General features: G+C 44.5%; 21 protein-coding genes and 3 tRNA genes. 13 read left to right on the forward strand and 11 right to left on the reverse strand.

Features of this window, described 5'->3' with window-relative positions; genetic code table 11:
- Positions 1-171 precede the first annotated feature (171 nt).
- Positions 172-1,452, forward strand: coding sequence for a citrate synthase (locus HGT73_RS06580; protein ID WP_214212879.1), 1,281 nt, complete (start codon positions 172-174; stop codon positions 1,450-1,452).
- 44 nt (positions 1,453-1,496) lie between these two features.
- Here HGT73_RS06580 and aroE read toward each other — a convergent pair whose 3' ends face one another.
- From aroE to seqA, 8 genes are all read right to left on the reverse strand, one after another.
- A complete protein-coding gene (gene aroE, locus HGT73_RS06585; RefSeq protein ID WP_214212881.1) occupies positions 1,497-2,354 on the reverse strand; it encodes a shikimate dehydrogenase in 858 nt (285 codons plus the stop codon).
- Between the two features lie 175 nt (positions 2,355-2,529).
- Positions 2,530-3,462 (reverse strand): 5-oxoprolinase subunit C family protein, encoded by a 933-nt coding sequence (locus HGT73_RS06590; protein ID WP_214212883.1) that lies wholly within the window; start codon positions 3,460-3,462, stop codon positions 2,530-2,532.
- A complete protein-coding gene (gene pxpB, locus HGT73_RS06595; protein ID WP_214212885.1) occupies positions 3,456-4,112 on the reverse strand; it encodes a 5-oxoprolinase subunit PxpB in 657 nt (218 codons plus the stop codon). Before pxpB ends, HGT73_RS06590 begins: the two co-directional genes overlap by 7 nt.
- Positions 4,113-4,227: 115 nt before the next feature.
- Positions 4,228-4,971: a type 2 GTP cyclohydrolase I gene (locus HGT73_RS06600; RefSeq protein ID WP_214212887.1), complete on the reverse strand. Its 744-nt coding sequence runs from the start codon at positions 4,969-4,971 to the stop codon at positions 4,228-4,230.
- Positions 4,972-4,992: 21 nt separating this feature from the next.
- Complete coding sequence (gene phrB, locus HGT73_RS06605; protein ID WP_214212888.1) at positions 4,993-6,426, reverse strand: deoxyribodipyrimidine photo-lyase; 1,434 nt, start codon at positions 6,424-6,426, stop codon at positions 4,993-4,995.
- Positions 6,427-6,436: 10 nt separating this feature from the next.
- The gene (locus HGT73_RS06610; protein ID WP_214212890.1) at positions 6,437-7,258 is read right to left on the reverse strand and encodes a YbgA family protein; all 822 of its coding nucleotides are present in this window, start codon (positions 7,256-7,258) and stop codon (positions 6,437-6,439) included.
- A gap of 122 nt (positions 7,259-7,380) precedes the next feature.
- Positions 7,381-9,021 (reverse strand): phosphoglucomutase (alpha-D-glucose-1,6-bisphosphate-dependent), encoded by a 1,641-nt coding sequence (gene pgm / locus HGT73_RS06615; RefSeq protein WP_214212892.1) that lies wholly within the window; start codon positions 9,019-9,021, stop codon positions 7,381-7,383.
- A 28-nt stretch (positions 9,022-9,049) separates the two neighbouring features.
- Entirely contained in the window at positions 9,050-9,592 is a 543-nt protein-coding gene (gene seqA, locus HGT73_RS06620; RefSeq protein ID WP_214212894.1) for a replication initiation negative regulator SeqA, read from the reverse strand.
- 224 nt (positions 9,593-9,816) lie between these two features.
- Here seqA and ybfF point away from each other — a divergent pair, with 224 nt between their 5' ends.
- From ybfF to fur, 4 genes are all read left to right on the forward strand, one after another.
- Complete coding sequence (gene ybfF, locus HGT73_RS06625; RefSeq protein ID WP_214212895.1) at positions 9,817-10,584, forward strand: esterase; 768 nt, start codon at positions 9,817-9,819, stop codon at positions 10,582-10,584.
- A gap of 149 nt (positions 10,585-10,733) precedes the next feature.
- Positions 10,734-11,015 (forward strand): LexA regulated protein, encoded by a 282-nt coding sequence (gene ybfE / locus HGT73_RS06630; RefSeq protein ID WP_214212897.1) that lies wholly within the window; start codon positions 10,734-10,736, stop codon positions 11,013-11,015.
- Between the two features lie 119 nt (positions 11,016-11,134).
- Complete coding sequence (fldA, locus tag HGT73_RS06635) at positions 11,135-11,665, forward strand: flavodoxin FldA (RefSeq protein ID WP_214212899.1); 531 nt, start codon at positions 11,135-11,137, stop codon at positions 11,663-11,665.
- A gap of 98 nt (positions 11,666-11,763) precedes the next feature.
- Positions 11,764-12,210: a ferric iron uptake transcriptional regulator gene (gene fur / locus HGT73_RS06640; protein WP_214212901.1), complete on the forward strand. Its 447-nt coding sequence runs from the start codon at positions 11,764-11,766 to the stop codon at positions 12,208-12,210.
- A 54-nt stretch (positions 12,211-12,264) separates the two neighbouring features.
- Here fur and HGT73_RS06645 read toward each other — a convergent pair whose 3' ends face one another.
- The 3 genes from HGT73_RS06645 to nagE form a co-directional block, all read right to left on the reverse strand.
- Positions 12,265-13,203 (reverse strand): hypothetical protein, encoded by a 939-nt coding sequence (locus HGT73_RS06645; protein ID WP_214212903.1) that lies wholly within the window; start codon positions 13,201-13,203, stop codon positions 12,265-12,267.
- A 242-nt stretch (positions 13,204-13,445) separates the two neighbouring features.
- On the reverse strand, positions 13,446-15,110 hold the full coding sequence (glnS, locus tag HGT73_RS06650; RefSeq protein WP_214212905.1) for a glutamine--tRNA ligase: 1,665 nt from the start codon (positions 15,108-15,110) through the stop codon (positions 13,446-13,448).
- Between the two features lie 151 nt (positions 15,111-15,261).
- Positions 15,262-17,268 carry an N-acetylglucosamine-specific PTS transporter subunit IIBC gene (nagE, locus tag HGT73_RS06655; protein WP_244968485.1) on the reverse strand — a complete coding sequence of 669 codons (2,007 nt, stop codon included), beginning with the start codon at positions 17,266-17,268 and terminating at the stop codon, positions 15,262-15,264.
- A 342-nt stretch (positions 17,269-17,610) separates the two neighbouring features.
- Between nagE and nagB the strand changes: the two genes are divergently transcribed.
- The 8 genes from nagB to HGT73_RS06695 all read left to right on the forward strand — a co-directional run bounded on the left by nagB (position 17,611) and on the right by HGT73_RS06695 (position 24,090).
- On the forward strand, positions 17,611-18,411 hold the full coding sequence (gene nagB, locus HGT73_RS06660) for a glucosamine-6-phosphate deaminase (protein WP_214212910.1): 801 nt from the start codon (positions 17,611-17,613) through the stop codon (positions 18,409-18,411).
- A gap of 41 nt (positions 18,412-18,452) precedes the next feature.
- Positions 18,453-19,601: an N-acetylglucosamine-6-phosphate deacetylase gene (nagA, locus tag HGT73_RS06665; protein WP_214212912.1), complete on the forward strand. Its 1,149-nt coding sequence runs from the start codon at positions 18,453-18,455 to the stop codon at positions 19,599-19,601.
- An 8-nt stretch (positions 19,602-19,609) separates the two neighbouring features.
- Entirely contained in the window at positions 19,610-20,860 is a 1,251-nt protein-coding gene (gene nagC, locus HGT73_RS06670; RefSeq protein ID WP_214212914.1) for a DNA-binding transcriptional regulator NagC, read from the forward strand.
- A gap of 10 nt (positions 20,861-20,870) precedes the next feature.
- Complete coding sequence (locus HGT73_RS06675) at positions 20,871-21,638, forward strand: HAD-IIA family hydrolase (RefSeq protein WP_214212916.1); 768 nt, start codon at positions 20,871-20,873, stop codon at positions 21,636-21,638.
- A 267-nt stretch (positions 21,639-21,905) separates the two neighbouring features.
- On the forward strand, positions 21,906-23,570 hold the full coding sequence (gene asnB, locus HGT73_RS06680) for an asparagine synthase B (RefSeq protein WP_214212918.1): 1,665 nt from the start codon (positions 21,906-21,908) through the stop codon (positions 23,568-23,570).
- Positions 23,571-23,815: 245 nt separating this feature from the next.
- A tRNA-Met gene (locus HGT73_RS06685) sits at positions 23,816-23,892 on the forward strand.
- A gap of 8 nt (positions 23,893-23,900) precedes the next feature.
- Positions 23,901-23,985, forward strand: a tRNA-Leu gene (locus HGT73_RS06690).
- Positions 23,986-24,015: 30 nt separating this feature from the next.
- Positions 24,016-24,090 (forward strand) — tRNA-Gln (locus HGT73_RS06695).
- Position 24,091 lies beyond the last annotated feature (1 nt).

Below are 24,091 nucleotides of genomic sequence, written 5' to 3' on the forward strand. Positions count from 1 at the left end.
CAAGGGCATCCTACTTAGTTACGAAAATATCGTAGGATAACGCCTTATTTTAGCCCATGATGAGCTCTATACGACCTTACTCAGTTTTGATATAAATTGATGACAAAAATTTAACAATTTCGCGAAACTGTATTGGGATACCGTTCCAACCGTTCTTTTTGGAGGCAATAAATGACAGATAAAAAGGTGACACTTACACTAGGCTCCGGTGAGTCAGTCGTCGACCTTAATGTACTTAAAGGAACATTAGGCCAAGATGTTATAGATGTACGTACGTTAGGAACTCATGGCGTCTTCACTTTCGATCCTGGTTTCACATCTACCGCCTCTTGCGAATCTAAAATTACCTATATTGATGGTGAGGAAGGTATCCTACTACATCGCGGATTCCCAATTGCCGAATTAGCAACTCAATCTGACTACCTTGAAGTTTGCTATATACTCCTGAATGGTGAAGTTCCTACTGCTGAACAGTACCAGCAATTTAAAACACAAGTGACCCGCCATACGATGATCCACGAGCAAATTACTCGACTGTTCCATGGATTTCGTCGGGATTCACATCCAATGGCTGTCATGTGTGGCGTTACGGGCGCATTAGCCGCGTTTTATCACGATTCGATGGATGTTAATAATCCTCGCCATCGGGAAATCGCTGCTTTCCGACTTCTCTCTAAAATGCCAACCGTCGCAGCAATGTGTTACAAGTATTCAATCGGTCAACCTTTTGTTTATCCGCGCAACGATCTCTCTTATGCCGGTAACTTCTTACACATGATGTTTGCCACACCTTGTGAAGAGTACAAAATTAACCCTGTTCTTGAACGAGCGATGGATCGTATTCTTATCCTACATGCTGATCACGAACAAAATGCCTCGACGTCTACAGTCAGAACCGCTGGTTCTTCAGGTGCAAACCCATTTGCATGTATTGCTGCGGGTATTGCTTCACTTTGGGGGCCCGCTCATGGAGGGGCTAACGAAGCAACCTTGCATATGCTTGAACAAATTAGCAGCGTTGAGCATATTCCTGAGTTCGTACGTCGAGCGAAGGATAAAAATGACTCATTCCGCTTAATGGGATTTGGGCATCGCGTGTACAAAAATTACGACCCACGTGCCACGGTAATGCGTGAAACCTGCCACGAAGTTCTTGAAGAACTCGGTATGAAAGACGATCTTTTAGAAGTCGCGATGCAGCTTGAGCATATTGCCCTTAATGATCCTTATTTTATCGAACGTAAGCTCTATCCTAATGTGGATTTTTACTCAGGATTGATCTTGAAAGCAATGGGAATACCAACCTCTATGTTTACGGTTATTTTCGCTATGGCGAGAACAGTTGGATGGATTTCTCACTGGATCGAGATGCATGAAGAGGGAATGAAAATCGCACGACCTCGTCAACTGTATACCGGATATGCTGAACGCAAATTTGAATCGAAACGCTAAACATATCCAGTAAAAATGGGGAGCTTTTAGCTCCCCATTTTTACTTATTTGGCCTCGAATATCTCTTTAAGAGAGGCTTTCATAGGTTCACGATCTACTTTTTTTCCAAACCAATTATAAATATTTTGCGCACCTTGATTCACCAACATATTTAGTCCGTTAAGCGTTGTACACCCTTTCTTCGCGGCTTCACGCAGTAACTTGGTTTCCGGTGGGTTTGGGATCACATCTGCGATAATCATCTCTTTGTGAAGGCTATCCATATCAATATCAGGGATCGCTTGTGCATCATTAAGGCCAATGGAGGTGGCATTAACCAAAATTTCAGTTTCACTTTCTATGCTGACATGTTTAGTCCACTTAACGAACGATGCTTTAGCTTTAGTGTTTTCTTCTATCAACTTCACAAGAGCTTCACCACGTTCCTGATTACGATTAACGAGGGTGATATGTTTTGCTCCAGCTAAGGCCGCCTCGACAGCAATGGCTCGGGCCGCCCCTCCCGCACCTAACAACGTGATATGTTTTCCTTTAACCGATGTAATATCACAAAGCGCTTCGATAAATCCTTTTCCGTCCGTGTTATACCCTGTCAGTTTCCCTTCTTTAATCACTACACAGTTTACGGCACCGATTACCTGTGCTGAGGTATCTAAATCATCAAGATATTGAATGACTTCTTGTTTATTTGGCAGCGAGCAGCTAAATCCTTTCCATCCCATAGCAATCGCGCCATTGATCGCATGTGACAATGTTTCGGGTCCCACTTCGCAAGTGATAAAACGCGCGTTCATCCCTTCGTTCTGGTAAGCCGCTTCGATCATGCGTACCGTTGGATTTTCACTACAAGGTGTAGAGAACGAGCCGGTGAGATCACTCAGAAAATTAATTTTTTTTGCCACGTGAAAACTCCTTGTTAAATTTAATGGGACCGGTACCTATTAAATACGGTAGCCAGAGTAATATAGGATAAGTGTAGTCAACAAATGTCAACTACAACACCCTCGTGACACTAAAAGTGCATGTTTTACTCTCAGATAGCCACTTCAAAACAATGAGATAGCGCAGAATTATCGTTTACTGATTTCGTGTAACGCCCCACTCGATCATCGTCAGCACTTGCTGCTGTGCGCGTGCAGCGATCTTAGCTTGCTCCAAAGTACAATAGATAAAATGTAACGGCTCACGTGGACGCAATTGTGCCAAATGATAAAGATCACAATCGATGACTTGCCCTATGCGAGCGTAGCCACCGGTAGTTTGGGCATCGGCTAATAGGACAACGGGTTGACCGCTGGGGGGGACTTGAATGGTTCCAGGTAATACTCCATGAGAAAGTAACTCTTGATGATGAGTCAATTTTAGCACTCGACCCTGTAGTCGATGTCCCATACGGTTACTTTGCGTCGTCACTGTCCATCCAGTACGCCAAAACGCCAGTTGAGAGTCACGACTAAACTGTTTAAATTCGGGTCCGGGAATAACCCTGACACGATTTCCCCAAAGGATCTGTCTTACCCCTACCGAACGCTTGAAGGTTCGTGATGGATCATTAAAGGTCAGGACATCACCATTTTGCAAGAATCGACCTTGAAATCCACCGAAACCAGCATTTAAATCAGTGCTTTGTGACCCCATCACGGTCGGTAAGTTAAATCCGCCACTGACCGCTAAGTAACTCCGCATCCCTCTTATTGGGGAGTGTAATCGTAAACACTCTCCCGCACGTGCATGATATCGCCATCCCGTGACCACCGCTTGTCCAGATAAGGTACTTTGGCACTCTGCACCGGTCAAAGCAAACCAACAGTCACGCTCAAATTGAAATACCGCATTACCTTGTGTGATTTCAATTACCGCTGACTCTCTCGGATTTGCCACCAGCAAATTCGCGGTCTGCATTGCTGGAAGGTCAAGTGCGCCACATCGACCTACCCCAAATTGCGCTAAACCAAAACGTCCTTGGTCTTGCAGTGACGTAGCTAAACCCGCTTTAATCACCGTTAGCATACGCCCTCCTTTTGCGGTAAAAAACGTACCGTATCACCCGGTCTGAGCAAGAAAGGGTCAGCTCTTTTCTCATCAAATAATTGATGAGACGTTTGACCAATGATTTGCCATCCTCCAGGAGAGGCAAGAGGATAGATTCCCGTCTGGCTACCCGCTATGCCTACACTGCCTGCTGGGACCCGCAATCGTGGAACAGCAAGACGTGGACAGGCTAGTGCAGGAGAGAGTCCCGATAAGTAAGGGAATCCTGGCTGAAACCCAATAAAAAAGACGGTATAGCGCGCTGCAGTATGTTGTTCGACAACCTGTTGGGGAGTCAATCCTACCTGCTCTGCCATCGACAAAAGATCCGGGCCGTAGTGCTTACCATAAATAACCGGAATATCAATATTGCGAGAATGGGGTTGGTAAGATTCTGCATCATTCCACCAACGTTTTAGACAGGCTATCGCTTCCTGCTTAGAGGTGGGTATATGCGTGAGATGGATGGTAATGTTATTCATACCCGGAACCACTTCCGCCACTGTCGGTTCATGAATGACCGTCTGTGCAAGTCCCCAAATACGTTGTTGGACAGAAAGAGACACTGGCGGTGGTGATTCGATGACCAGTGTCTTTTCTCCCAACATATAATAACGCGTCTCTAACAAGGCTCACTCCCTAGTGACTGTCACAATAGGTCAATGATACGTTAGATTACATTATCAGTTATTTGTGAAAGGGTTAAGAGAACATCATCTTTTTATGAGTATTTAAGGCGTTAACCTAAACGGGATTCTCAATATCAATAAAAGTCACCTCTAATCCATGATGACGTTTTAGCCATTCGCCTAATGCTTGGATACCGCCACGCTCTGTAGCATGATGTCCTGCACCGAAAAAATGTATACCTCTTTCCCGGGCGATATGAACAGTCCGCTCTGAGACCTCACCCGTTATAAAGGCGTCGACACCTGCATCGGCCGCACGCTCGATAAAGTCTTGGGCACCTCCAGTGCACCAAGCGATCCGTTTTATCTCTGCTTGATCATCTGGGCCACAATACAGTGGCTGCCGTTGTAATTTCTCGGCTAAACGTTGGGAAAGTTGTTCAGCCGTCAGTGGTTTTTCAAACTCCCCTTCCAACAAATAAGGCTCAATTTCCCCTTTCAGGGTGATACCGAGCAACTTTGCTAATTGAACGTTGTTACCCACTTCCGGGTGTGCATCTAAAGGGAGATGCCATCCGTAAAGATTAATATCGTTAGCCAACAGCGTCTTTAATCGTTGACGCTTCATATTTTTAATGACTACCGGCTCATTTTTCCAAAAATAGCCGTGGTGCACGATGATGGCATCGGCCTCTAACTCAACCGCACGATCGAGTAATGCTTGGCAAGCCGTGACACCAGTTACAATCCGCTTAACGGATTCCCGTCCTTCGACTTGTAAGCCATTAGGTGCGTAATCTTTGAACTGATGGCTATTTAAGTACCCATCAATATGCTGTTCTAAGAGGGTGTTTTTCATTCAGTATCCTAACTCTTACAATTATCGATATTTACGCGCATCTTCAAAGGCCCGTAAAGTAGCCTCTCGTGCTTGACGATGCTCCACAATTGGCCTGGCATAATCAAGTTTCTTCTTTAGCTTGTCAGCCCATAGCCAAGGTTCGTGAATACTTTTTTCAGGTACTGCGCTGAGCTCAGGCAGCCACTGACGTATAAATTTTCCCTGAGGGTCGAAACGCTCGCCTTGGCGCGTAGGATTAAAAATACGAAAGTATGGTGCGGCATCGGTACCGGTAGAGGCTGCCCATTGCCAACCGCCATTGTTCGCAGCAAGATCACCATCAATAAGCTGTTGAGAGAAATAACGCTCTCCCCATCGCCAATCAATCAGCAGATCTTTGACTAAAAAGCTCGCACACACCATACGTAATCGATTATGCATCCACCCCGTTTTGTTTAGTTGACGCATCCCCGCATCAACAATAGGAAATCCGGTATTACCTTCACACCAAGCCGTGAACTGTTGTTGATTATTTTGCCATTGAATATGATCAGTCCAAGTTTGAAAAGGTTTATAACGACAAAGCTGAGGTTCCGAGACTAATAAATGCCGATAAAAATCTCGCCAAATTAATTCGTTAAGCCAGGTTGCTGGGCCGCCGGGCTGTTCAAAAACATTAGGGTAATCATGAACAATACGTTTGACACATTGTTTGGGAGAAAGAAGCCCTATCGCCAAGGCCGCAGAGAGAAGACTGGTGTCGTCGTCAGCCGGTAAATCGCGTTTGTCTGCGTAATGTTCTACCTGATGTGTTGAAAAGTCGCGTAATCGATGTAGTGCAGCATCATGTCCTAGCGGAAATCGTGTTGTGTCATATTGTCCTTCCGGACTGGAGAAGTCACGGAGCGTCGAACCGCATACCGACGAAGGATATTTGCGTTTATGAGGCAGAGGGCTGCATTCTATCTCCTCTGCTACAAGTTTTTTTAATACCGCTCGCGCAAAAGGCGTAAAGACATGATACATCTTACCCTGCCCAGTCAGCACCGTTCCGGGAGGAAAAATCGTTGCATCATTAAAGCCTTGGCAGATAATCTTATTTTGATCGCAAAGCGCTTCAATACGCTGATCCCGTTGGCGTTCGTTCAATTCATATTGATGATTATAAAAAACCTTATCTATCTTATGTTCCGCACATAAGCGGATAAAATCCTGCTCAAGGGAGTGATAGTCTTTACTCTCAATAATTAATAAAGGAATGCCAAGTTCCCGTAAATCCTGCTGTAAAACGCGCAACGCATCATATTGATAGTTGAGCTGCCGTGGAGAAACGTTATGGTGTTGCCACTGGTCCGGAGTAATACACCATAACGCAAGCACCTCTGCTTCATTATCTAGACACGCGGCAGAAAGCGCGGGATTATCACGTAAACGTAAATCGTGGCGAAACCATACTAAATGCTGCTGCGACATGTTATAGCGCCTATAAGTCGTATTCAATAAACCAAGGATAAAGGTAACGTTGTTGAGCTAACCAACCGTGGGGAGCGGCCTCTTGTAAAAGACGAAGCTGATGTTTAACGGCCTGCAAAGAAATCTCACCCAGTCGGTATTGATGAATCAGTGTCGTTAGCTGCTGACGCGCTTCATCACTCACTTTCTTACGAAAGTAACCTTGCAGATGCATCACGACATTAGTGTGATTTTGTACTGTTGCTGGGTAACGAAGTAAACGCATAAAATGTTGACGATATTGGTGGGCAAAGTCATGCAAAGAAGGCTCATGTTTTATCTGAGCGATCAATGGCCCCAACTGACGATAAGCAGGTTGTGAATGGGCGAGAAATAACATTTTGTAGCGGGTATGAAACTCAATCAACCGATGTGCAGTCAATGTCTCGTTCAACAGTTGATTGAACTCATGTAATACACTTACCTGTTCAATAAAATGTTCCCATTGAGTTGAATCCGATAAATCATTCTTATTAATAATAGGAATCACATCGAGCTCATCCGCTAGTAGACAAAAAACTCGCCTAATCTTTGAGCTATCGGGATGTTCAGGGGGATAATAGTTATCAATCACGACACCGCACAATGTATCGAGATAGAGACCTTGTTCTTGAAACCACTGCTCTAAATAAAACGGCGGCGTTAATAATGCATTAATACTTTTATGCGTTAACGGAATATCGATAATAGAAACGCTTACTGAGCCCGCTTCACTTTGAACAACGTCAGGAAAGTCCAGTGCCTCGACCAGAGCCTCGGCAGGCCAATAAAATCTGGCAAGTGTAAGCTTCATGGATTGTCATCCTTTTCAATTTTTTTAGTAAAAAATAGACCAGTAAGTGTTTATAAATAGGTCATAAGTGTAGTCAAAAAACAAAAAAGGCGCCATCTAGGCGCCTTTTTACAGCATAAGAATTACGCGTTTTTCAAGACTTCGCTGACAATTTCTACCGCTTCTTTTTCAATACGCAGTCGATGTTCAGCACCGAGGAAACTTTCACAGTAAATCTTATAAGCATCTTCAGTGCCAGAAGGACGCGCCGCAAACCATCCATTCTCTGTCATCACCTTTAGCCCGCCAATCGAAGCATCATTACCTGGCGCACGCGTGAGACGAGCAATAATGGGATCCCCGGCAAGAGTATCGGCGCTAACCATTTCGGGTGAAAGTTTAGATAATGCACTTTTTTGTGCAGACGTTGCCGCGGCTTGTAAACGATTGTAGCTGGGGGAACCAAACTTTTCAGCAAGCTCATCGTAATGTTGCTGTGGGTTTTTTCCAGTAACTGCCGTAATTTCTGCGGCAAGAAGACACATAATAATGCCATCTTTATCCGTCGACCATGCAGAACCATCAAAACGAAGGAAGGAGGCCCCGGCGCTCTCTTCTCCGCCAAAACCTAACGTCCCCTCGTAAAGCCCCTCGACGAACCATTTGAAGCCGACCGGCACTTCAATCAGTTTACGTCCAATATCCTTAACTACACGGTCAATCATCGCACTCGATACTAGGGTTTTACCGACAGCAACATCTTGGCCCCATTGCGGGCGATGTTGGAAAAGGTAATTGATTGCAACAGCAAGATAGTGGTTGGGGTTCATCAATCCAGCAGGCGTGACAATGCCGTGACGGTCATAATCGGGATCGTTACCAAATGCTAAATCAAACTGCTCACGATAGGCCAGTAAACCCGCCATCGCACATTCAGAAGAGCAATCCATCCGAACTGCACCGTCTTTATCTAGATGCATAAAGCGAAATGTCTGATCCACATGGTCATTGACCAAGGTGATATCAAGTGCGTAATGCTCGGCAATACGCTTCCAGTACTCAATACCGCTACCCCCTAGCGGATCGACACCGATATGTAATCCTGCTTTTTTTATTGCATCAAAATCAATAACCTCAGCAAGACCTTCTACGTAAGGTTGAATAAGATCAACTTGTTTTAATAACGGACTGGCATGGACTTCTGAAACAGAAAGGCGTTTAACCCCTTGTAACCCGGATTGAATCAGCGCATTAGCCCGATCTTCAACCACTTTAGTCACATTCGTATCCGCCGGGCCGCCATTGGGTGGATTGTACTTTATACCACCGTCTTCAGGGGGATTGTGCGATGGAGTGATAACGATACCATCTGCTTGTGGACCTTGCTGAAGATTATGTACGAGAATCGCATTAGAAATAGCAGGTGTCGGCGTGTAGCCATTATCAGATTGAATAATCACTTCAACACCATTAGCCAGCAGAACTTCCAGTACCGAGATCATCGCAGGCTCTGAGAGCGCATGCGTGTCTTTACCAACATAACAAGGGCCAGTAATACCTTGTTTTTGGCGTTCTTCTGCAATGGCTTGCGCTATGGCTAAAATATGCGCTTCATTAAAACTATGGCGTGCCGCACTACCGCGATGTCCAGAGGTACCAAACTTCACAGCATGCTCCGTGTTAGCTAAATCAGGAGTCAGTACATAATATTGAGCCGTCAGCTGTGCGACATTAATCAAATCATTTTGCCCAGCTGGCTGTCCAGCTCTAGGGTGAGTTGCCATGAGTCCTTCTCCGGTACAGGTAGTGTATTTATAGCGTTCCGCAAACTTTATCTGTCAGTTCCTGCGGTAACTTCATTGTTTGCATAATATGTTCGATCATACTGCACTTGCGACCCGTATTGGTATTGGTGATCACCCAGTAAGGGGTATGTGCGATATGCTTAGGTTTAGTATGATTACCGCTTTGTAATAATGTTAATTCGTCACCCGCAAAATAAAGACGAGTCCGTCCCTGCATCGATTGGGTCGCCTGCGCAAAGGCTTCTGTATCAAGTTGGTAAAGCGTAGAGAGTATCAACATGAAACGGTTGACGGCCCTCTTTTGCTCAGCATACTCATCGGAAAGCAGGAGTTCACGGACTGCACGAACACGCTCAGCAGGCTTTTTATCGTTCACCGCTTTCGCCTTAGGAGCAGCTTCTGGGATCACCACCGAACTCTCTGCAGTGAGCAACGTTTGTTCAGTGACTTGTAACATTCTGCGTAAAATCTCAGATGCGCTCTCACCGATATGTTGAGTATGGCTGGCGATATAGCGATATAGGTCGTCATCTATTTCAATCGTTTTCATTGTAGTCCGTACAAAAATATTTGAGACTTAAGCCCGCTTTAATCATAAGTGAATTCATAGCAGTATTTAAGTCGGTGCGATTATAAAATTAAACTGGCGTCGGCCAAACGCTTTTGCCTGTTTTACGCCAAAACTCAGATAATGCCTTAAGCTTTCAAAATATAAGCTCTAAGATAAATTTAATGATACCTTAACTTAGCCTATTAACAGTAAGATCTTTAACGATGATTTTAAATAACCGCCTGCATTCTGCACAATACGTCACAAATCAACCTGCAATACTTCTTATACATGGCTTATTTGGGAGTTTAGATAATTTAGGCATCTTAGCCCGTGACTTGCGTCAAACACATACCGTACTTCAAGTTGATGTACGCAATCACGGCCTATCTCCCCGCTGCGACAGTATGAATTACGCTGAGATGGCACAAGATATGTTCGATACTCTCGATACGCATAGTCTTTCAGAGGTTATCGTTATTGGTCACTCGATGGGCGGCAAAATTGCGATGGCCATGTCGGCATGTTACCCGGAACGTGTTAAACAAATGGTTATTATTGATATTGCGCCCGTCACCTATACCATTCGTCGCCATGACTCTATGTTTAGCGCATTAGACGCGGTGACTCAAGCCCGTGTCACCGATCGTCGTGAAGCGAAGACGATTATGGAAGCGTATATTGACGAGCCCGAAGTCATACAATTCTTACTAAAATCTTTTCACCAAGGTGAGTGGCGGTTCAACATTCCAGCCTTGTGGAACAATTATGACACTATTTCCGGTTGGCAAGAGCTCCCCACGTGGCGAGACCCTATTTTGTTTATTCGCGGCAAAAATTCAGCATACCTTGACCCTAAATACCAGACCGCACTACTGAAACAATTCCCACAGGCCAAAGCTTATATTATTGCCGGTGCTGGCCATTGGGTACACGCTGAAAAACCGCAAACAGTCCAGCGAGCAATTCATCGTTTTCTCGCTGAAGACTGATAAAAAACGGCCTGCCCACGATTTTCGATGGCGCTGCGCGATACGGTAGAGTATCATTGCGCGCTCATTTTGGCAGGCATCAACGACCTATATCATGATGCAGCAAAGGCTTAACCCTAAGACGTTCTGCAGGTACTCATTTTCTCATCATGGCAAAAGAACACACTGACCGAACTACTCTGGATTTGTTTGCAGAAGAGCGCCGCCCAGGACGCCCTAAAACAAGTCCCCTCACACGAGATGAGCAGTTACGTATAAATAAACGTAATCAGTTACGACGAGATAAAGATAAAGGCTTACAGCGGGTTGAACTCAAAATGCCCAGCGAAATCGTTGAAGCGCTAAATACTTTGGCAGAGAAGCATCAGATGAGCCGAAGTGAACTGATTGAAACGATGATCGCCTCGCAACTCGCTCTGGCGGGTGATTAATGAGCACACACTGATAAATCAACAGGCTTTACAAGTTCCGCAAGAATTTCAGGTCTGCTATTATCGTAACTATGGTTATTCATTCTATTAGAACATAGATTCAAGAGGTAAAGCTTCCCATGGCAATCGTAGGCATCTTTTTCGGTAGTGATACCGGCAACACTGAAAATATCGCAAAAATGCTTCAAAAGCAGCTAGGTAAAGAGGTTGCTGACGTTCATGATATTGCTAAATGTGCCAAAGAGGACCTTGAAGCTTATGATATCCTCTTATTAGGCATCCCTACTTGGTATTACGGTGAAGCCCAGTGTGATTGGGACGATTTTTTCCCAACGCTCGAAGAAATTGATTTTAACGGCAAGCTCGTTGCACTGTTCGGCTGTGGCGACCAAGAAGATTACTCAGAGTATTTCTGTGATGCTTTAGGAACAATCCGCGACATTATCGAGCCGAAAGGTGCGGTGATCGTTGGACATTGGCCAACCGAAGGTTACCATTTTGAAGAGTCTAAAGGTTTAGCGGATGATACGCATTTCTTAGGGTTAGCCATCGATGAAGATCGTCAGCCAGAGTTGACAAATCAAAGGGTAACAAGCTGGGCTCAACAAATTTCTGATGAAATGCAGTTAAAAGAAATCCTCAATGCTTGATGGGGTTTTGCTACCTAATGTGTTAGTGTAATGAGCGAATTTAAATATAAGAGGTGCTGATTAATGCTCCTCTTAATAAAGTAACAGGACAATATTGCATGACTGATAACAACTCTGCATTGAAAAAAGCTGGACTGAAGGTCACGCTACCAAGACTCAAAATTTTGGAAGTGCTTCAAGAACCAGAATGTCACCACGTCAGTGCGGAAGATTTGTATAAGCGGCTTATTGATATGGGTGAAGAAATTGGTTTAGCCACCGTATACCGTGTCTTAAACCAATTTGATGACGCAGGTATCGTTACCCGACATAATTTTGAAGGTGGAAAATCAGTCTTTGAATTAACCCAGCAGCAACATCATGATCATCTGATTTGCTTAGACTGTGGTCGTGTCATTGAATTTTCTGATGAGTTTATCGAAACTCGACAACGTGATATTGCGAAACGCTTCGGTATTAAACTGACTAACCACAGCTTATACCTTTATGGACATTGCACCGGCGGTGATTGTCGCACAGACGATACCTTGCACGAAGAACGCTAAGCCGATCGTTAAAATAACCCACTTATAGTGGGTTTTTTTATATTCAGTGCTCACTCACTCCATCACCATAACCGTTTTAGCCACTCTTGTTTTGAGTTCAGAAGGCGTGTTTACCCCATTTCGTGATGAATAACTGAGTTTATCAACCTCATACTGCCGAGTTATCGCACAAAGTGCCCCACCAATATCAGGTTGGCTATAATTAGGCGGCATCACTAGTTCGCCAGTCTCTGGCCGATAACAAAGCTCCCCGCCCTTTTCCTCAATAAATCTAAAATGGTTAATGTCCCATTTCTGACGATGGAAATACTGCAATTTATCCTGTTTCGCTATCACCCATTTCTGACTAAGGTGGCTTTGGTAAAGGGCCTGAAGGAAAGGTTTCATGTCAACAGATGCTGTCCTTAGTAAATAAAAGCCCATATTTATCATGACATAAAGACGATTCATTAGGCGGCGATAATATTGGTAACCCTCAAAGTTGTTATTTAGAAAGCCGTTAACCGAGGCTTCATATGCAGACTTTTTGAGTAATTCGCTTGTCGTAACCGCTTCGTTAAAAAAAGCAGTCAGCATTAACGGTAATTCTTGGTGCATTTCAACGAATTGACGATAAGGGTCAAAACTTTCGGCTTTATTATAAAGTGTTGCCGCAAGAAAAAGACCTTCTTTATCGGCAGAAATTGTACTGGTAGCGAGATAGAGCTGTTGTCCAACAGCCATAAGCACTTGCGTAAAATCGATGTTTTGCAAGGCTTTTTGCCCTTGCTCAGCATTCTGTCTTAACCGTTGTGCACTCACAGTTAAAAATGAATCGTGGGTTTTATCACTGTGTAAGTAATGGGTGTTAGCAGTATATCGATATAAGAGAGAGAAGGTTTCTAGATACCCGTCACCTAGCTGATAAAACTGTATGCTATCTGGCTTAATACCGAAATAGAAATCTCTATAACGACGTAATTTTTCGCATCCCGCCAAGACAGTCTTAATCATTATTACCTCATCCCACAATACTATCACTCGATAGCGATTATTATGCCTATTGCTTTTAGCAATACGCGCTTAAACCAGACGTCAACATGCTCTTATACGCAAGAATAATTAAGATAAGATTAAAAAGTGAAGGAAGATGAAGATAAATGCTGGGGCTAAAGAGATGTTGTAGGGATAGAGAGATCAATCAAAGCCTGCAAACCAGTAGGACACCGTTAAAATGTCCTACTGATGGCGATCACTTAAACTGCTTTTTGCCAGGTATCTCGTAACCCAACGGTGCGGTTAAAGACCAGATGAGTGGCACTGGAATACTGACTATCGGCGCAGAAGTAGCCTTCCCGCTCGAACTGATAAGGCTGATCCGCTTGCGCTTTAGCTAAACTTTGCTCGACAAACCCCTGACGTATAGTGAGTGATTCAGGGTTAATCGCCGTCAAAAAGTCATCCTCAGCCGCCGGATTAGGGACGCTAAATAGACGATCATAAAGACGAAATTCTGCTGGCAGTCCGGTGACGGCTGAAACCCAGTGGATAACACCTTTAACTTTACGCCCGTCCGCAGGATCTTTACCCAGCGTTTCACGATCACAAGTACAGTGGATGACGGTAATTTCACCCTGTTCATCTTTTTCGACACGCTCGGCTTTGACAACATAAGCATTACGTAAACGAACTTCTTTACCCAACACTAAACGCTTGTAGTGTTTGTTCGCTTCTTCGCGAAAATCAGCACGATCGATCCAGATTTCTCGACTAAAGGTGACTGCACGAGTCCCCATGTCAGAACGGTTTGGGTGCTCTGATACCGTTAAGGTCTCTTGATAATCATCAGGAAGATTGTCAATAATCATCTTAACGGGATCTAACACCGCCATTGCGCGTGGTGCATTCTCATTTAAATCATCACGGATACATGATTCTAGCGAGGCCATTTCTACAATATTGTCTTGCTTAGTGACGCCAATACGACGACAAAACTCGCGCAGCGATGCGGCGGTATAACCACGGCGACGTAGACCTGAAACGGTCAACATACGCGGATCATCCCACCCCTCGACAATGTTCTCCGCAACAAGTTGAGTCAATTTACGCTTTGACATCACTGCATATTCGAGGTTAAGACGAGAGAATTCATATTGACGAGGACGCGCATCAATCGTGATATTATCCAATACCCAATCATATAAACGACGGTTATCTTGGAACTCTAAAGTACAGAGCGAGTGCGTAATACCTTCAATCGCATCAGAAATACAGTGGGTAAAATCATACATTGGGTAGATACACCACTTATTACCCGTTTGATGATGCTCAGCAAATTTAATGCGATAGAGCACGGGATCGCGCATCACAATAAAATTTGAGGCCATATCGATCTTCGCACGTAAACAGGCAGCTCCCTCAGCAAATTCCCCTGCACGCATTTTCTCGAAAAGCGCTCTGTTTTCATCAATACTGCGGTCACGATAGGGACTATTTTTGCCTGGTGACGTCAAGGAACCACGGTATTCGCGAATTTGTTCAGGCGTCAATTCATCCACGTACGCCAGACCTTTGTTGATCAGTTCAAGGGCATAGTCATAAAGACGATCGAAATAATCTGACGAAAAACGGGGCTCACCCTGCCAAGTGAAACCTAGCCATTCCACATCACGCTTTATTGACTCAATAAACTCGATATCTTCTTTTACCGGGTTAGTATCATCGAAGCGTAAATTACACTGCCCTTGATAATCTTGAGCAATACCGAAATTTAGGCAGATGGACTTCGCATGTCCAATATGTAAATAACCATTAGGTTCAGGTGGGAAGCGAGTATGAACTTGGTTATGTTTGCCACTCGCCAGATCTTCATCAATGATCTGACGAATAAAGTTGCTTGGGCGGGCTTCAGCCTCACTCATCGTAAATCCCTCAATTTCGGTGAACGGTATTGTCTATAAACTGTTTTCCTTATGATCCATAAAGCTAGACAGATAAACAACCGTTAGTTAGAAAACAGCGATAAAAAAGGCAGGATTCTCTCCTGCCTAAGTGTGAATTGCTGTTAAGCGACTATTTTATAATCGCCAAGATTTCAGATTGTCCAGCAACAACATTTTTTTCAGCTTGCAATACGATACTCGTATAGTCGTCACTATTGCTAATCACGATCGGACTTATCATTGATGGCGCGTGGCGTGATAGGTAGTCCAAATCCATTTTCAAGATAGGCTGCCCTTGTTCCACATCGGCACCTTCTTCAACTAAGCGCTCAAATCCTCGCCCTTCCAGCGCAACAGTATCAATCCCCATATGCACAATAATCTCTGCTCCCTGCGTCGATTCGAGACAGAAAGCATGATTGGTCGCAAAAATTTTAACAATTGTTCCTGATAGCGGCGCAACAACGGTATCGCCGGTTGGATTGATGGCAATTCCGTCACCGACGGCTTTTGAAGAGAATGCCGCATCAGGAACTTGTTCTAACGGTACAATTTCCCCGCTAACGGGTGCAACGAGCGTGGCCAAGGCTGGCGTCTTATGGATTGCTGTTAACTGCGGTGCGACGGTTTCATTATTTTTGATTGAAATGGGCGAAGAGAGCGCGGGTAACACTGCACTGATCGGCCCTTTTTTACTGACCGACTTCATTGCCTCGGCTATCGCTTCTGCTTGGGTTCCAATCACAATTTGAATGCTCTGTTTATTGAGATGTAGCACCCCAGAAGCACCAAGTTTTTTCGCTAGTGCATCATTCACTTTATCCGCATCAGCAACCGATAAGCGTAAACGTGTGATGCAGGCATCAATATGAGTAAGATTAGCGGTCCCACCGACTGCCGCTATATAACGACGAGCCAATGATTCATTACTTGATTCGCCCGCCTGTGAGGCGCTAACGTTCTCTTCGACACCTTCCATTTCAATGATATCCCCTTCCGGTTCACGGCCAGGTGTTTTAAGGTCGAATTTCAGAATAGTAAAACGGAAAACAACATAGTAGATAACAAAGAAAGCAAGACCTTGTGGGATGAGCATATACCAATGTGTTGCAAGCGGATTACGCGAGGATAGGATCATATCCACTAATCCTGCACTAAACCCAAAACCGGAAATCCAATGCATTGACGCAGCAATAAAGACCGATAGCCCAGTTAATACTGCGTGTATCACAAATAATACCGGCGCAACAAACATAAAAGAGAACTCAAGCGGCTCAGTGATACCCGTGAAGAAAGAGGCAAACGCGGCGGCCAGCATAATACTGCCGACTTTGGCTCTGTTTTCAGGACGAGCACATTGCCAAATAGCTAAAGCGGCCCCCGGTAGACCAAACATCATTACCGGGAAAAAACCAGCCTGATAGCGCCCCGTAACCCCGACGATCCCTGTGCCATCCGCGATAGATTTTGCGCCGCCCAAGAAATTGGGGATATCATTGATGCCTGCAACGTCAAACCAGAATACGGCATTCAATGCATGGTGAAGACCAACTGCAATCAATATACGGTTGAAGAATGCGTAAATCCCCGCCCCAACAGCGCCCATTTTTTGGATATGAATCCCAAAATCGACTAACGCATTGAAGACCAGTGGCCAGATATACATCAAAATGAAAGCGACTGCGATCATCAAAAAAGAGACTAAAATCGGTACCAGTCGACGGCCACTAAAAAACGAGAGCGCTTTGGGCAGTTCCACGTGACTGTAACGATTATAGACCTCGGCAGAACAGACACCGACTAAAATGCCAATGAAGGGATTTTTAATTTTTTGGAAAGCGAGAGGCACTTGATCAATTGGGATGTGTTGGATCAGACTCACTGCACTTGGAGCACAGAGATTTGTCACAACCAGAAAGCCAATAAATCCAGTTAATGCCGCAGCCCCATCCTTATCTTTAGACATCCCATAAGCAATACCGATGGCAAACAGTGCAGGCATATTATCAAGTATCGCTAGCCCTGAGGTCGTCAGTAATGCGGCTAACGCATTATGAGAATTGCTGCTGCTTTGTTCAATCCAATACCCCACCCCCATCAGTATTGCCGCAGCGGGTAAGGTCGCAACCGGCACCATTAGTGCCCGACCTATACGTTGTAAATAATTTAATAGACTCACCTTGAACCCCTTAGCTGCGCACGAACGATAATAAGTACAACGACACAGATGCCGTGCTCACGCTTGACACCATCACCAATCGTATATGTAAAGTGAATTAATTTTCTTCGCAAATTAAATGAAGCAATTTTATGACAGACATCAACAAAATAATGATGAAAAATGGATAATCATTGGCGTTTATAGCCCACTTATTTTATCATTAAAAATATCATTCCTCGAGTCCGGACGGTGGTTAGTCAGCTAGGAGTGAAATTATCCGATGACCGAGTTTCTTATTAATGCATCAACGAGGTAAATATGAGATTAATTCCACTCGCCTATGCAGAACAAGTTGGCCGATGGGCAGCTCACCATATCGTCAAACGAATCAACACATTTCAACCTACCGCGACTAAACCCTTTGTATTAGGGCTACCTACCGGTGGAACCCCCCTGCAAACCTATAAATGCTTAGTTGAACTTTATCAGGCCGGACAGGTCAGTTTTGAACATGTGGTCACTTTCAATATGGACGAATATGTCGGGTTGCCACAAAATCATCCTGAAAGTTATCATAGTTTTATGCATAAAAACTTCTTTGATCACATCAATATTCAAAAACAGAATATTAACTTACTTGATGGAAACGCAATTGATGTAGAGGCTGAGTGTCTTCGCTACGAAGAAAAAATCCGCGCCTTGGGTAAAATTCATCTTTTTATGGGCGGCGTCGGTAATGATGGGCATATCGCCTTCAATGAACCCGCTTCTTCACTCTCTTCACGTACGCGAATTAAAACGTTAACGCATGAAACCCGTGTCGCCAATTCACGCTTTTTTGCGAATGATGTCGATGCTGTGCCGAAGTATGCGCTGACAGTCGGCGTAGGAACACTGCTTGAAGCTGAGGAAGTGATGATTTTAGTCACCGGGAGCGCAAAGGCGCTAGCTTTACATGCTGCAGTAGAAGGAAACGTTAACCATATGTGGACCATTAGCTGCCTACAGCTCCACCCTAAATCATTGATTGTTTGTGATAGAGCGGCAACCATGGAACTTAAAGTCAAGACGGTTAATTACTTCCAAGAAATGGAAGCAGAAAATATCAAAAACGTTTAGCGACGACACTAGACACACAGTTATAGGCTTTGGAGTGTAACATGTACGCATTAACTGAAGGCCGTATTTTTAGCGGCACACAGATTCTGGATAATCACGCCGTCGTCATCGATGGCCATCGGATCACCAAGGTCTGCCCGATTGAAGCGTTAGACACTTGCATTACACGCCGTTCAGTGGATGGAGCCAACATCGCACCAGGGTTTATCGATCTCCAACTTAATGGTTGTGGCGGCGTTCAATTTAGTGACTCGCTCAGCGCAATCAGTGTCGACACGCTGCATAGAATGCAACGTACAAATCAAGCCTCCGGCTGTACCAGTTTTTTGCCAACACTCATTACTAGCAGTGATGAGATGATCAAACACGCCGTTGAGACCATGCATCATTGGCTGGCCCAATACCAGAATCAGGCATTGGGATTGCACTTAGAAGGACCATGGTTAAATAAAGAAAAAAAAGGCACTCATGATGCAGCGTTAATTCGTTCACCAACGCCAGAACTGGTTGATTATCTCTGTCAAAATGCTCAGGTTATTAGCAAGATTACCCTCGCACCTGAATGTGTCCCAGAATCAGTGATACAGCAACTGGTTAATGCCGGAATTATTGTCTCGATTGGCCATTCTAATGCCACTTACGAACAAGCTATGTCGGGTTTCGCTAACGGAATAACATTCGCAACCCATCTATATAATGCAATGCCTATTCCTGCTGGAAGGGCACCTGGCGTCGTTGGGGCAGTATTGGATTCACCTGCTATCTACTGCGGCCTAATCGCCGATGGCCATCATGTTCATTTTGCGAATTTACGCAATACCCAAAAAATAAAGCAGGCGCATGCCATTCTGGTTACTGACGCTACCGCTCCTGCAGGCGCAAATATTGAGCAGTTCACTTTTGCAGGAAAAACTATTTACTATAAAGACGGTCGTTGTGTCGATGCCGATGGCACACTGAGCGGTTCGGCACTCACCATGATCGAGGCCGTAAAAAATAGCGTCGAATATTTGGGTATTTCGCTTGATGAAGCGTTAAGGATGGCTAGCCTTTATCCTGCCAAAGCTATCAATGTGGCTGAACAATTAGGCAGTATTCAGCCTGGGAAAATTGCTAACCTCACTCTTTTCACTCAAGAGTTCGAGATTATCGAAACTATCGTCAATGGTGACACCGTTTATCATAGGTAAAAATCTGTATGCCCAATAGTGGTGCTTCACAAATTGGTAACGTTGATCTGGTCAAACAACTTAATAGTGCTGCAGTATATGGCCTTATTGACCAACATGGGCCCATTTCGCGTATTCAAGTCGCCGAATTAAGTCAACTCGCACCCGCCAGTGTAACAAAAATCACCCGGCAATTGCTTGAACGTGGTTTAATTAAAGAGGTTGAACAACAGGCGTCTACGGGGGGTAGGCGGGCGATTTCCATTATCAGTGAAACGCGGCCCTTTCATACCGTCGCCGTAAGATTGGGTCGAAAAGATGCCACAATCGGTCTCTTCGATTTAAGTAGTAAAATAGTCGCGGAACTAAGCTATCCCCTGACGGCAAAAACCCAACACTCACTCCAACAGCAGCTCTTTACTATTATCGAGCAATTTATTGCTCAGCAAGCGAAAATCACCCGTGAATTAATTGCTATTTCAGTTATTTTGCCAGGACTCGTCGATCCGGAAAATGGCGACGTGCGCTACATGCCACATATCGATATTAAGCATTGGCCACTTGCCGATGAGCTGCAAAAACACTTTTCACTCGCGAGCTTTGTCGGCCACGATATTCGCAGCCTTGCACTGGCTGAATATTACTTCGGAGCCAGTAGCGATTGTTCAGACTCATTGCTGGTCAGAATTCACCGTGGTGCCGGAGCCGGGCTGATTATCAATGAAAACATCTTCGTTGGACGAAAAGGCAATACTGTTGAAATTGGCCACATACAAGTTGATCCCTTAGGAGAGCGTTGTGATTGCGGACACTTTGGATGTTTAGAGACCGTGGTCTCCAATCCAGCCATAGAAAAGCGAGTAAAGCAACTTCTCCAAGCTGGGCATCCTAGTCATTTGTCGATTGAACACTGCTCAATGAACGATATTTGCACTGCCGCTAATAATGGCGACCCTTTAGCGTGTGAAGTACTTAAACATGCGGCATTAACGCTCGGTAAAGTCATTGCCTCGACGATCAACCTCTTTACACCACAAAAAGTGATTATTGCCGGTGAAATCACGGCAGCAGAAACTATTCTTTTTCCTATAATACAACGCTGTATCGACACGCAAACCTTGAATGCTTTTGGCGAAAATTTACCCGTCGTAAGCTCGCAATTGGGTAATCGCTCGGCGATTGGCGCCTTTGCATTGGTAAAGCGTGCTATGTTAAATGGTAAATTACTCCAACATCTCTTAGATGATGAGAAAAAACCCCAAGCTCGTTCGCACTATTAGGAAGATGGATATGACACTTAAAAACGTAATTTGTGATATTGATGGCGTACTTATGTACGATAATAAAGCGGTCGAAGGAGCTGGTGCATTCTTACATCGCCTTATCGACAACGACGTTCCCGTAGTGTTACTGACCAACTATCCTTCGCAAACAGCCCAAGACTTAGCAAATCGTTTTCACTCCGCGGGAATTGAAGTACCTGCCTCGTTATTTTATACCTCGGCGATGGCAACGGCTGACTTTCTTAGTCAACAACCCGGTAAGAAAGCCTATGTGATTGGTGAAGGTGCATTAGTCCATGAGCTGTATAAGGCAGGATTTACCATCACCGATGTTAATCCAGACTTTGTTATTGTTGGCGAAACACGCTCTTATAACTGGGAAATGATGCACAAAGGTGCTTACTTTGTGGCGAATGGCGCCCGGTTTATTGCGACAAATCCCGATACTCATGCGAAAGGTTTTGTTCCCGGCTGTGGTGCATTATGTGCAGGGATTGAAAAAATCTCAGGACGTTCGCCTTTCTATGTGGGCAAACCGAGCCCTTATATTATTCGTGCTGCACTAAATCGTATTCATGCACATTCAGAAGAAACAATTATTATCGGCGATAACCTACGTACCGATATTCTTGCTGGCTTCCAAGCGGGATTAAAAACAGCACTTGTTTTATCAGGCGTTTCGCAACAACAAGATGTTGAAAACGTGCCTTTCCGTCCAGACTGGGTATTCCCTTCTGTGGCCAGCATTGATCTCGCTGACCTTAACGAGTCATGATAAAAAGGCCTCTTAGACTGAGAGGCCTTTTAATATATCGTAGTGATAGGGATAAAAATTAAATAATATCTAATTTTTGTTTGTTATTTTTAGATTAAATCAAATAAAAAACCTTTCTCTATATCTATTTTACGATTTTCTTTGAAACTGCTTGCATTCGACCTACCAAATAGCGCATTTTCTTATACAAGGCGTCTAGGACAGGCCCAAATCAATAACTTAAACGCAAAACAGCTATCATCACTGCATGAGTTCAGGAGTAGAAATATGTGTTCGATTTTTGGTGTACTGGATTTACAAACTGAGACAACAGAATTACGTAAAAAAGCATTAGAGCTTTCAGGATTAATGCGTCATCGTGGACCTGACTGGTCAGGGATTTTTTCTGATGACCATGCCATTTTAGCCCATGAGCGTCTGTCAATTGTCGATGTTAATAACGGTGCCCAACCTCTCTACAATGCAGATCGAACCCATGTTCTAGCGGTCAATGGTGAAATTTATAACCACCATACTTTACGCGAGCAATTACGTGATAAGTATGAATTCCAGACAGACTCTGACTGCGAAGTTATTTTGGCGCTCTATCAAGAAAAAGGCATTAATTTCCTTGATGATCTGCAAGGTATGTTTGCGTTTATCCTCTACGATACAGTCAAACAAAGCTGGCTAATCGGTCGTGACCATATTGGTATTATTCCTCTTTACTATGGCCACGACGAGCACGGTAACCTGTTTGTTGCCTCAGAAATGAAAGCATTGGTTCCGGTATGTCGAACCCTCAACGAATTCCCTCCTGGAAGCTATATGAGTAGTGATGATCATCAAATTCATCGCTACTATCAACGCGACTGGATGGACTATGAGAACGTCGCAGACGCAGTCACTGACAAAGCAGTGCTCAAAGATGCACTGGAAGAATCAGTAAAAAGCCACTTGATGTCTGATGTGCCTTACGGGGTGTTATTATCTGGTGGGCTGGACTCCTCAATTATTTCAGCCATTACCAAGCGTTTTGCGGCCAAACGTATTGAAGATGCCGATCAAAGCGAGGCATGGTGGCCACAATTGCACTCCTTTGCGGTAGGATTAAAAGGCGCGCCCGACCTTAAAGCAGCAAAAGAAGTCGCCGATGCTTTAGGTACCGTGCACCACGAAATTAACTTCACGGTACAAGAAGGTCTTGATGCAATTAAGAACGTCATTTATCACATCGAAACCTATGATGTGACCACGATTCGGGCGTCGACGCCAATGTACTTAATGTCTAGAAAAATCAAGGCAATGGGTATCAAAATGGTGTTATCCGGTGAAGGTGCTGATGAAATTTTTGGCGGCTACCTCTATTTCCATAAAGCACCTAATGCCAAAGAGTTCCATGAAGAAAACGTACGTAAACTGGCTGCTTTGCATATGTACGATTGTGCTCGGGCGAACAAAGCGATGTCAGCTTGGGGTGTAGAAGCTCGTGTTCCTTTCTTAGATAAGCAATTCTTGGATGTTGCGATGCGAATCAACCCGGCTGACAAAATGTGTGGTCAAAACGATAAGATGGAAAAACATATTTTACGTGAATGTTTTAGTAGCTACCTACCGGAAAGCGTTGCTTGGCGTCAAAAAGAGCAATTCTCGGACGGTGTAGGTTACAGCTGGATTGATTCATTAAAAGAAGTCGCTGCACAACAAGTGACTGACCAGCAATTAGCAACTGCAAGCTATCGCTTCCCGTACAATACACCGGCTTCAAAAGAAGCGTATCTTTATCGTGAAATTTTTGAAGAGCTTTTCCCTCTGGCGAGTGCTGCAGAGTGTGTACCAGGCGGGCCTTCTGTGGCCTGTTCTTCTGCAAAAGCGATTGAGTGGGATGAAGCATTCAAAAACATGGATGACCCATCAGGACGTGCAGTTGGTGTGCATCAATCAGCTTATTGATTATTGAATAAAAATAGTGAAATGAAACCCTCTTAACCGAGGGTTTTTTTATTCTTCACGCTCTTTTTTTCTCCACACTGTGCGCCATGAATTCATCATTTTGTACAACTTGCCGCCATCTTGCATATTCCGCAACCAAACAAACGCTAATTTAATAAAAAGCGTAAAAAAGAGGTTGACCGACTCGGTGCAAATTAGCATAATGCGCCCCGCAACGCCGACAAAGGTAGCGCAAAAATAAAGATGGCTACGTAGCTCAGCTGGTTAGAGCACAGCACTCATAATGCTGGGGTCACAGGTTCGATTCCCGTCGTAGCCACCATCTTTAATGCGGAAGTGGCGAAATTGGTAGACGCACCAGATTTAGGTTCTGGCGCCGCAAGGTGTGCGAGTTCAAGTCTCGCCTTCCGCACCATTTTGTACTATCTTTAAACGCTAAGCATGTTGGGATATCGCCAAGCGGTAAGGCACCGGTTTTTGATACCGGCATTCCCTGGTTCGAATCCAGGTATCCCAGCCAT

The sequence above is a fragment of the Rosenbergiella australiborealis genome (genome assembly GCF_018494035.1).
Classification (GTDB): domain Bacteria; phylum Pseudomonadota; class Gammaproteobacteria; order Enterobacterales; family Enterobacteriaceae; genus Rosenbergiella; species Rosenbergiella australiborealis.

Coding starts and splice junctions, on each gene's coding strand:
- HGT73_RS06580 (WP_214212879.1), top strand. CDS start 172: ATGACAGATAAAAAGGTGACACTTACACTAGGCTCCGGTGAGTCAGTC.
- HGT73_RS06590 (WP_214212883.1), bottom strand. CDS start 3,462: ATGCTAACGGTGATTAAAGCGGGTTTAGCTACGTCACTGCAAGACCAA.
- HGT73_RS06600 (WP_214212887.1), bottom strand. CDS start 4,971: ATGAAAAACACCCTCTTAGAACAGCATATTGATGGGTACTTAAATAGC.
- phrB (WP_214212888.1), bottom strand. CDS start 6,426: ATGTCGCAGCAGCATTTAGTATGGTTTCGCCACGATTTACGTTTACGT.
- HGT73_RS06610 (WP_214212890.1), bottom strand. CDS start 7,258: ATGAAGCTTACACTTGCCAGATTTTATTGGCCTGCCGAGGCTCTGGTC.
- pgm (WP_214212892.1), bottom strand. CDS start 9,021: ATGGCAACTCACCCTAGAGCTGGACAGCCAGCTGGGCAAAATGATTTG.
- seqA (WP_214212894.1), bottom strand. CDS start 9,592: ATGAAAACGATTGAAATAGATGACGACCTATATCGCTATATCGCCAGC.
- ybfF (WP_214212895.1), top strand. CDS start 9,817: ATGATTTTAAATAACCGCCTGCATTCTGCACAATACGTCACAAATCAA.
- ybfE (WP_214212897.1), top strand. CDS start 10,734: ATGGCAAAAGAACACACTGACCGAACTACTCTGGATTTGTTTGCAGAA.
- fldA (WP_214212899.1), top strand. CDS start 11,135: ATGGCAATCGTAGGCATCTTTTTCGGTAGTGATACCGGCAACACTGAA.
- fur (WP_214212901.1), top strand. CDS start 11,764: ATGACTGATAACAACTCTGCATTGAAAAAAGCTGGACTGAAGGTCACG.
- HGT73_RS06645 (WP_214212903.1), bottom strand. CDS start 13,203: ATGATTAAGACTGTCTTGGCGGGATGCGAAAAATTACGTCGTTATAGA.
- glnS (WP_214212905.1), bottom strand. CDS start 15,110: ATGAGTGAGGCTGAAGCCCGCCCAAGCAACTTTATTCGTCAGATCATT.
- nagE (WP_244968485.1), bottom strand. CDS start 17,268: ATGGTGCCGGTTGCGACCTTACCCGCTGCGGCAATACTGATGGGGGTG.
- nagB (WP_214212910.1), top strand. CDS start 17,611: ATGAGATTAATTCCACTCGCCTATGCAGAACAAGTTGGCCGATGGGCA.
- nagA (WP_214212912.1), top strand. CDS start 18,453: ATGTACGCATTAACTGAAGGCCGTATTTTTAGCGGCACACAGATTCTG.
- nagC (WP_214212914.1), top strand. CDS start 19,610: ATGCCCAATAGTGGTGCTTCACAAATTGGTAACGTTGATCTGGTCAAA.
- HGT73_RS06675 (WP_214212916.1), top strand. CDS start 20,871: ATGACACTTAAAAACGTAATTTGTGATATTGATGGCGTACTTATGTAC.
- asnB (WP_214212918.1), top strand. CDS start 21,906: ATGTGTTCGATTTTTGGTGTACTGGATTTACAAACTGAGACAACAGAA.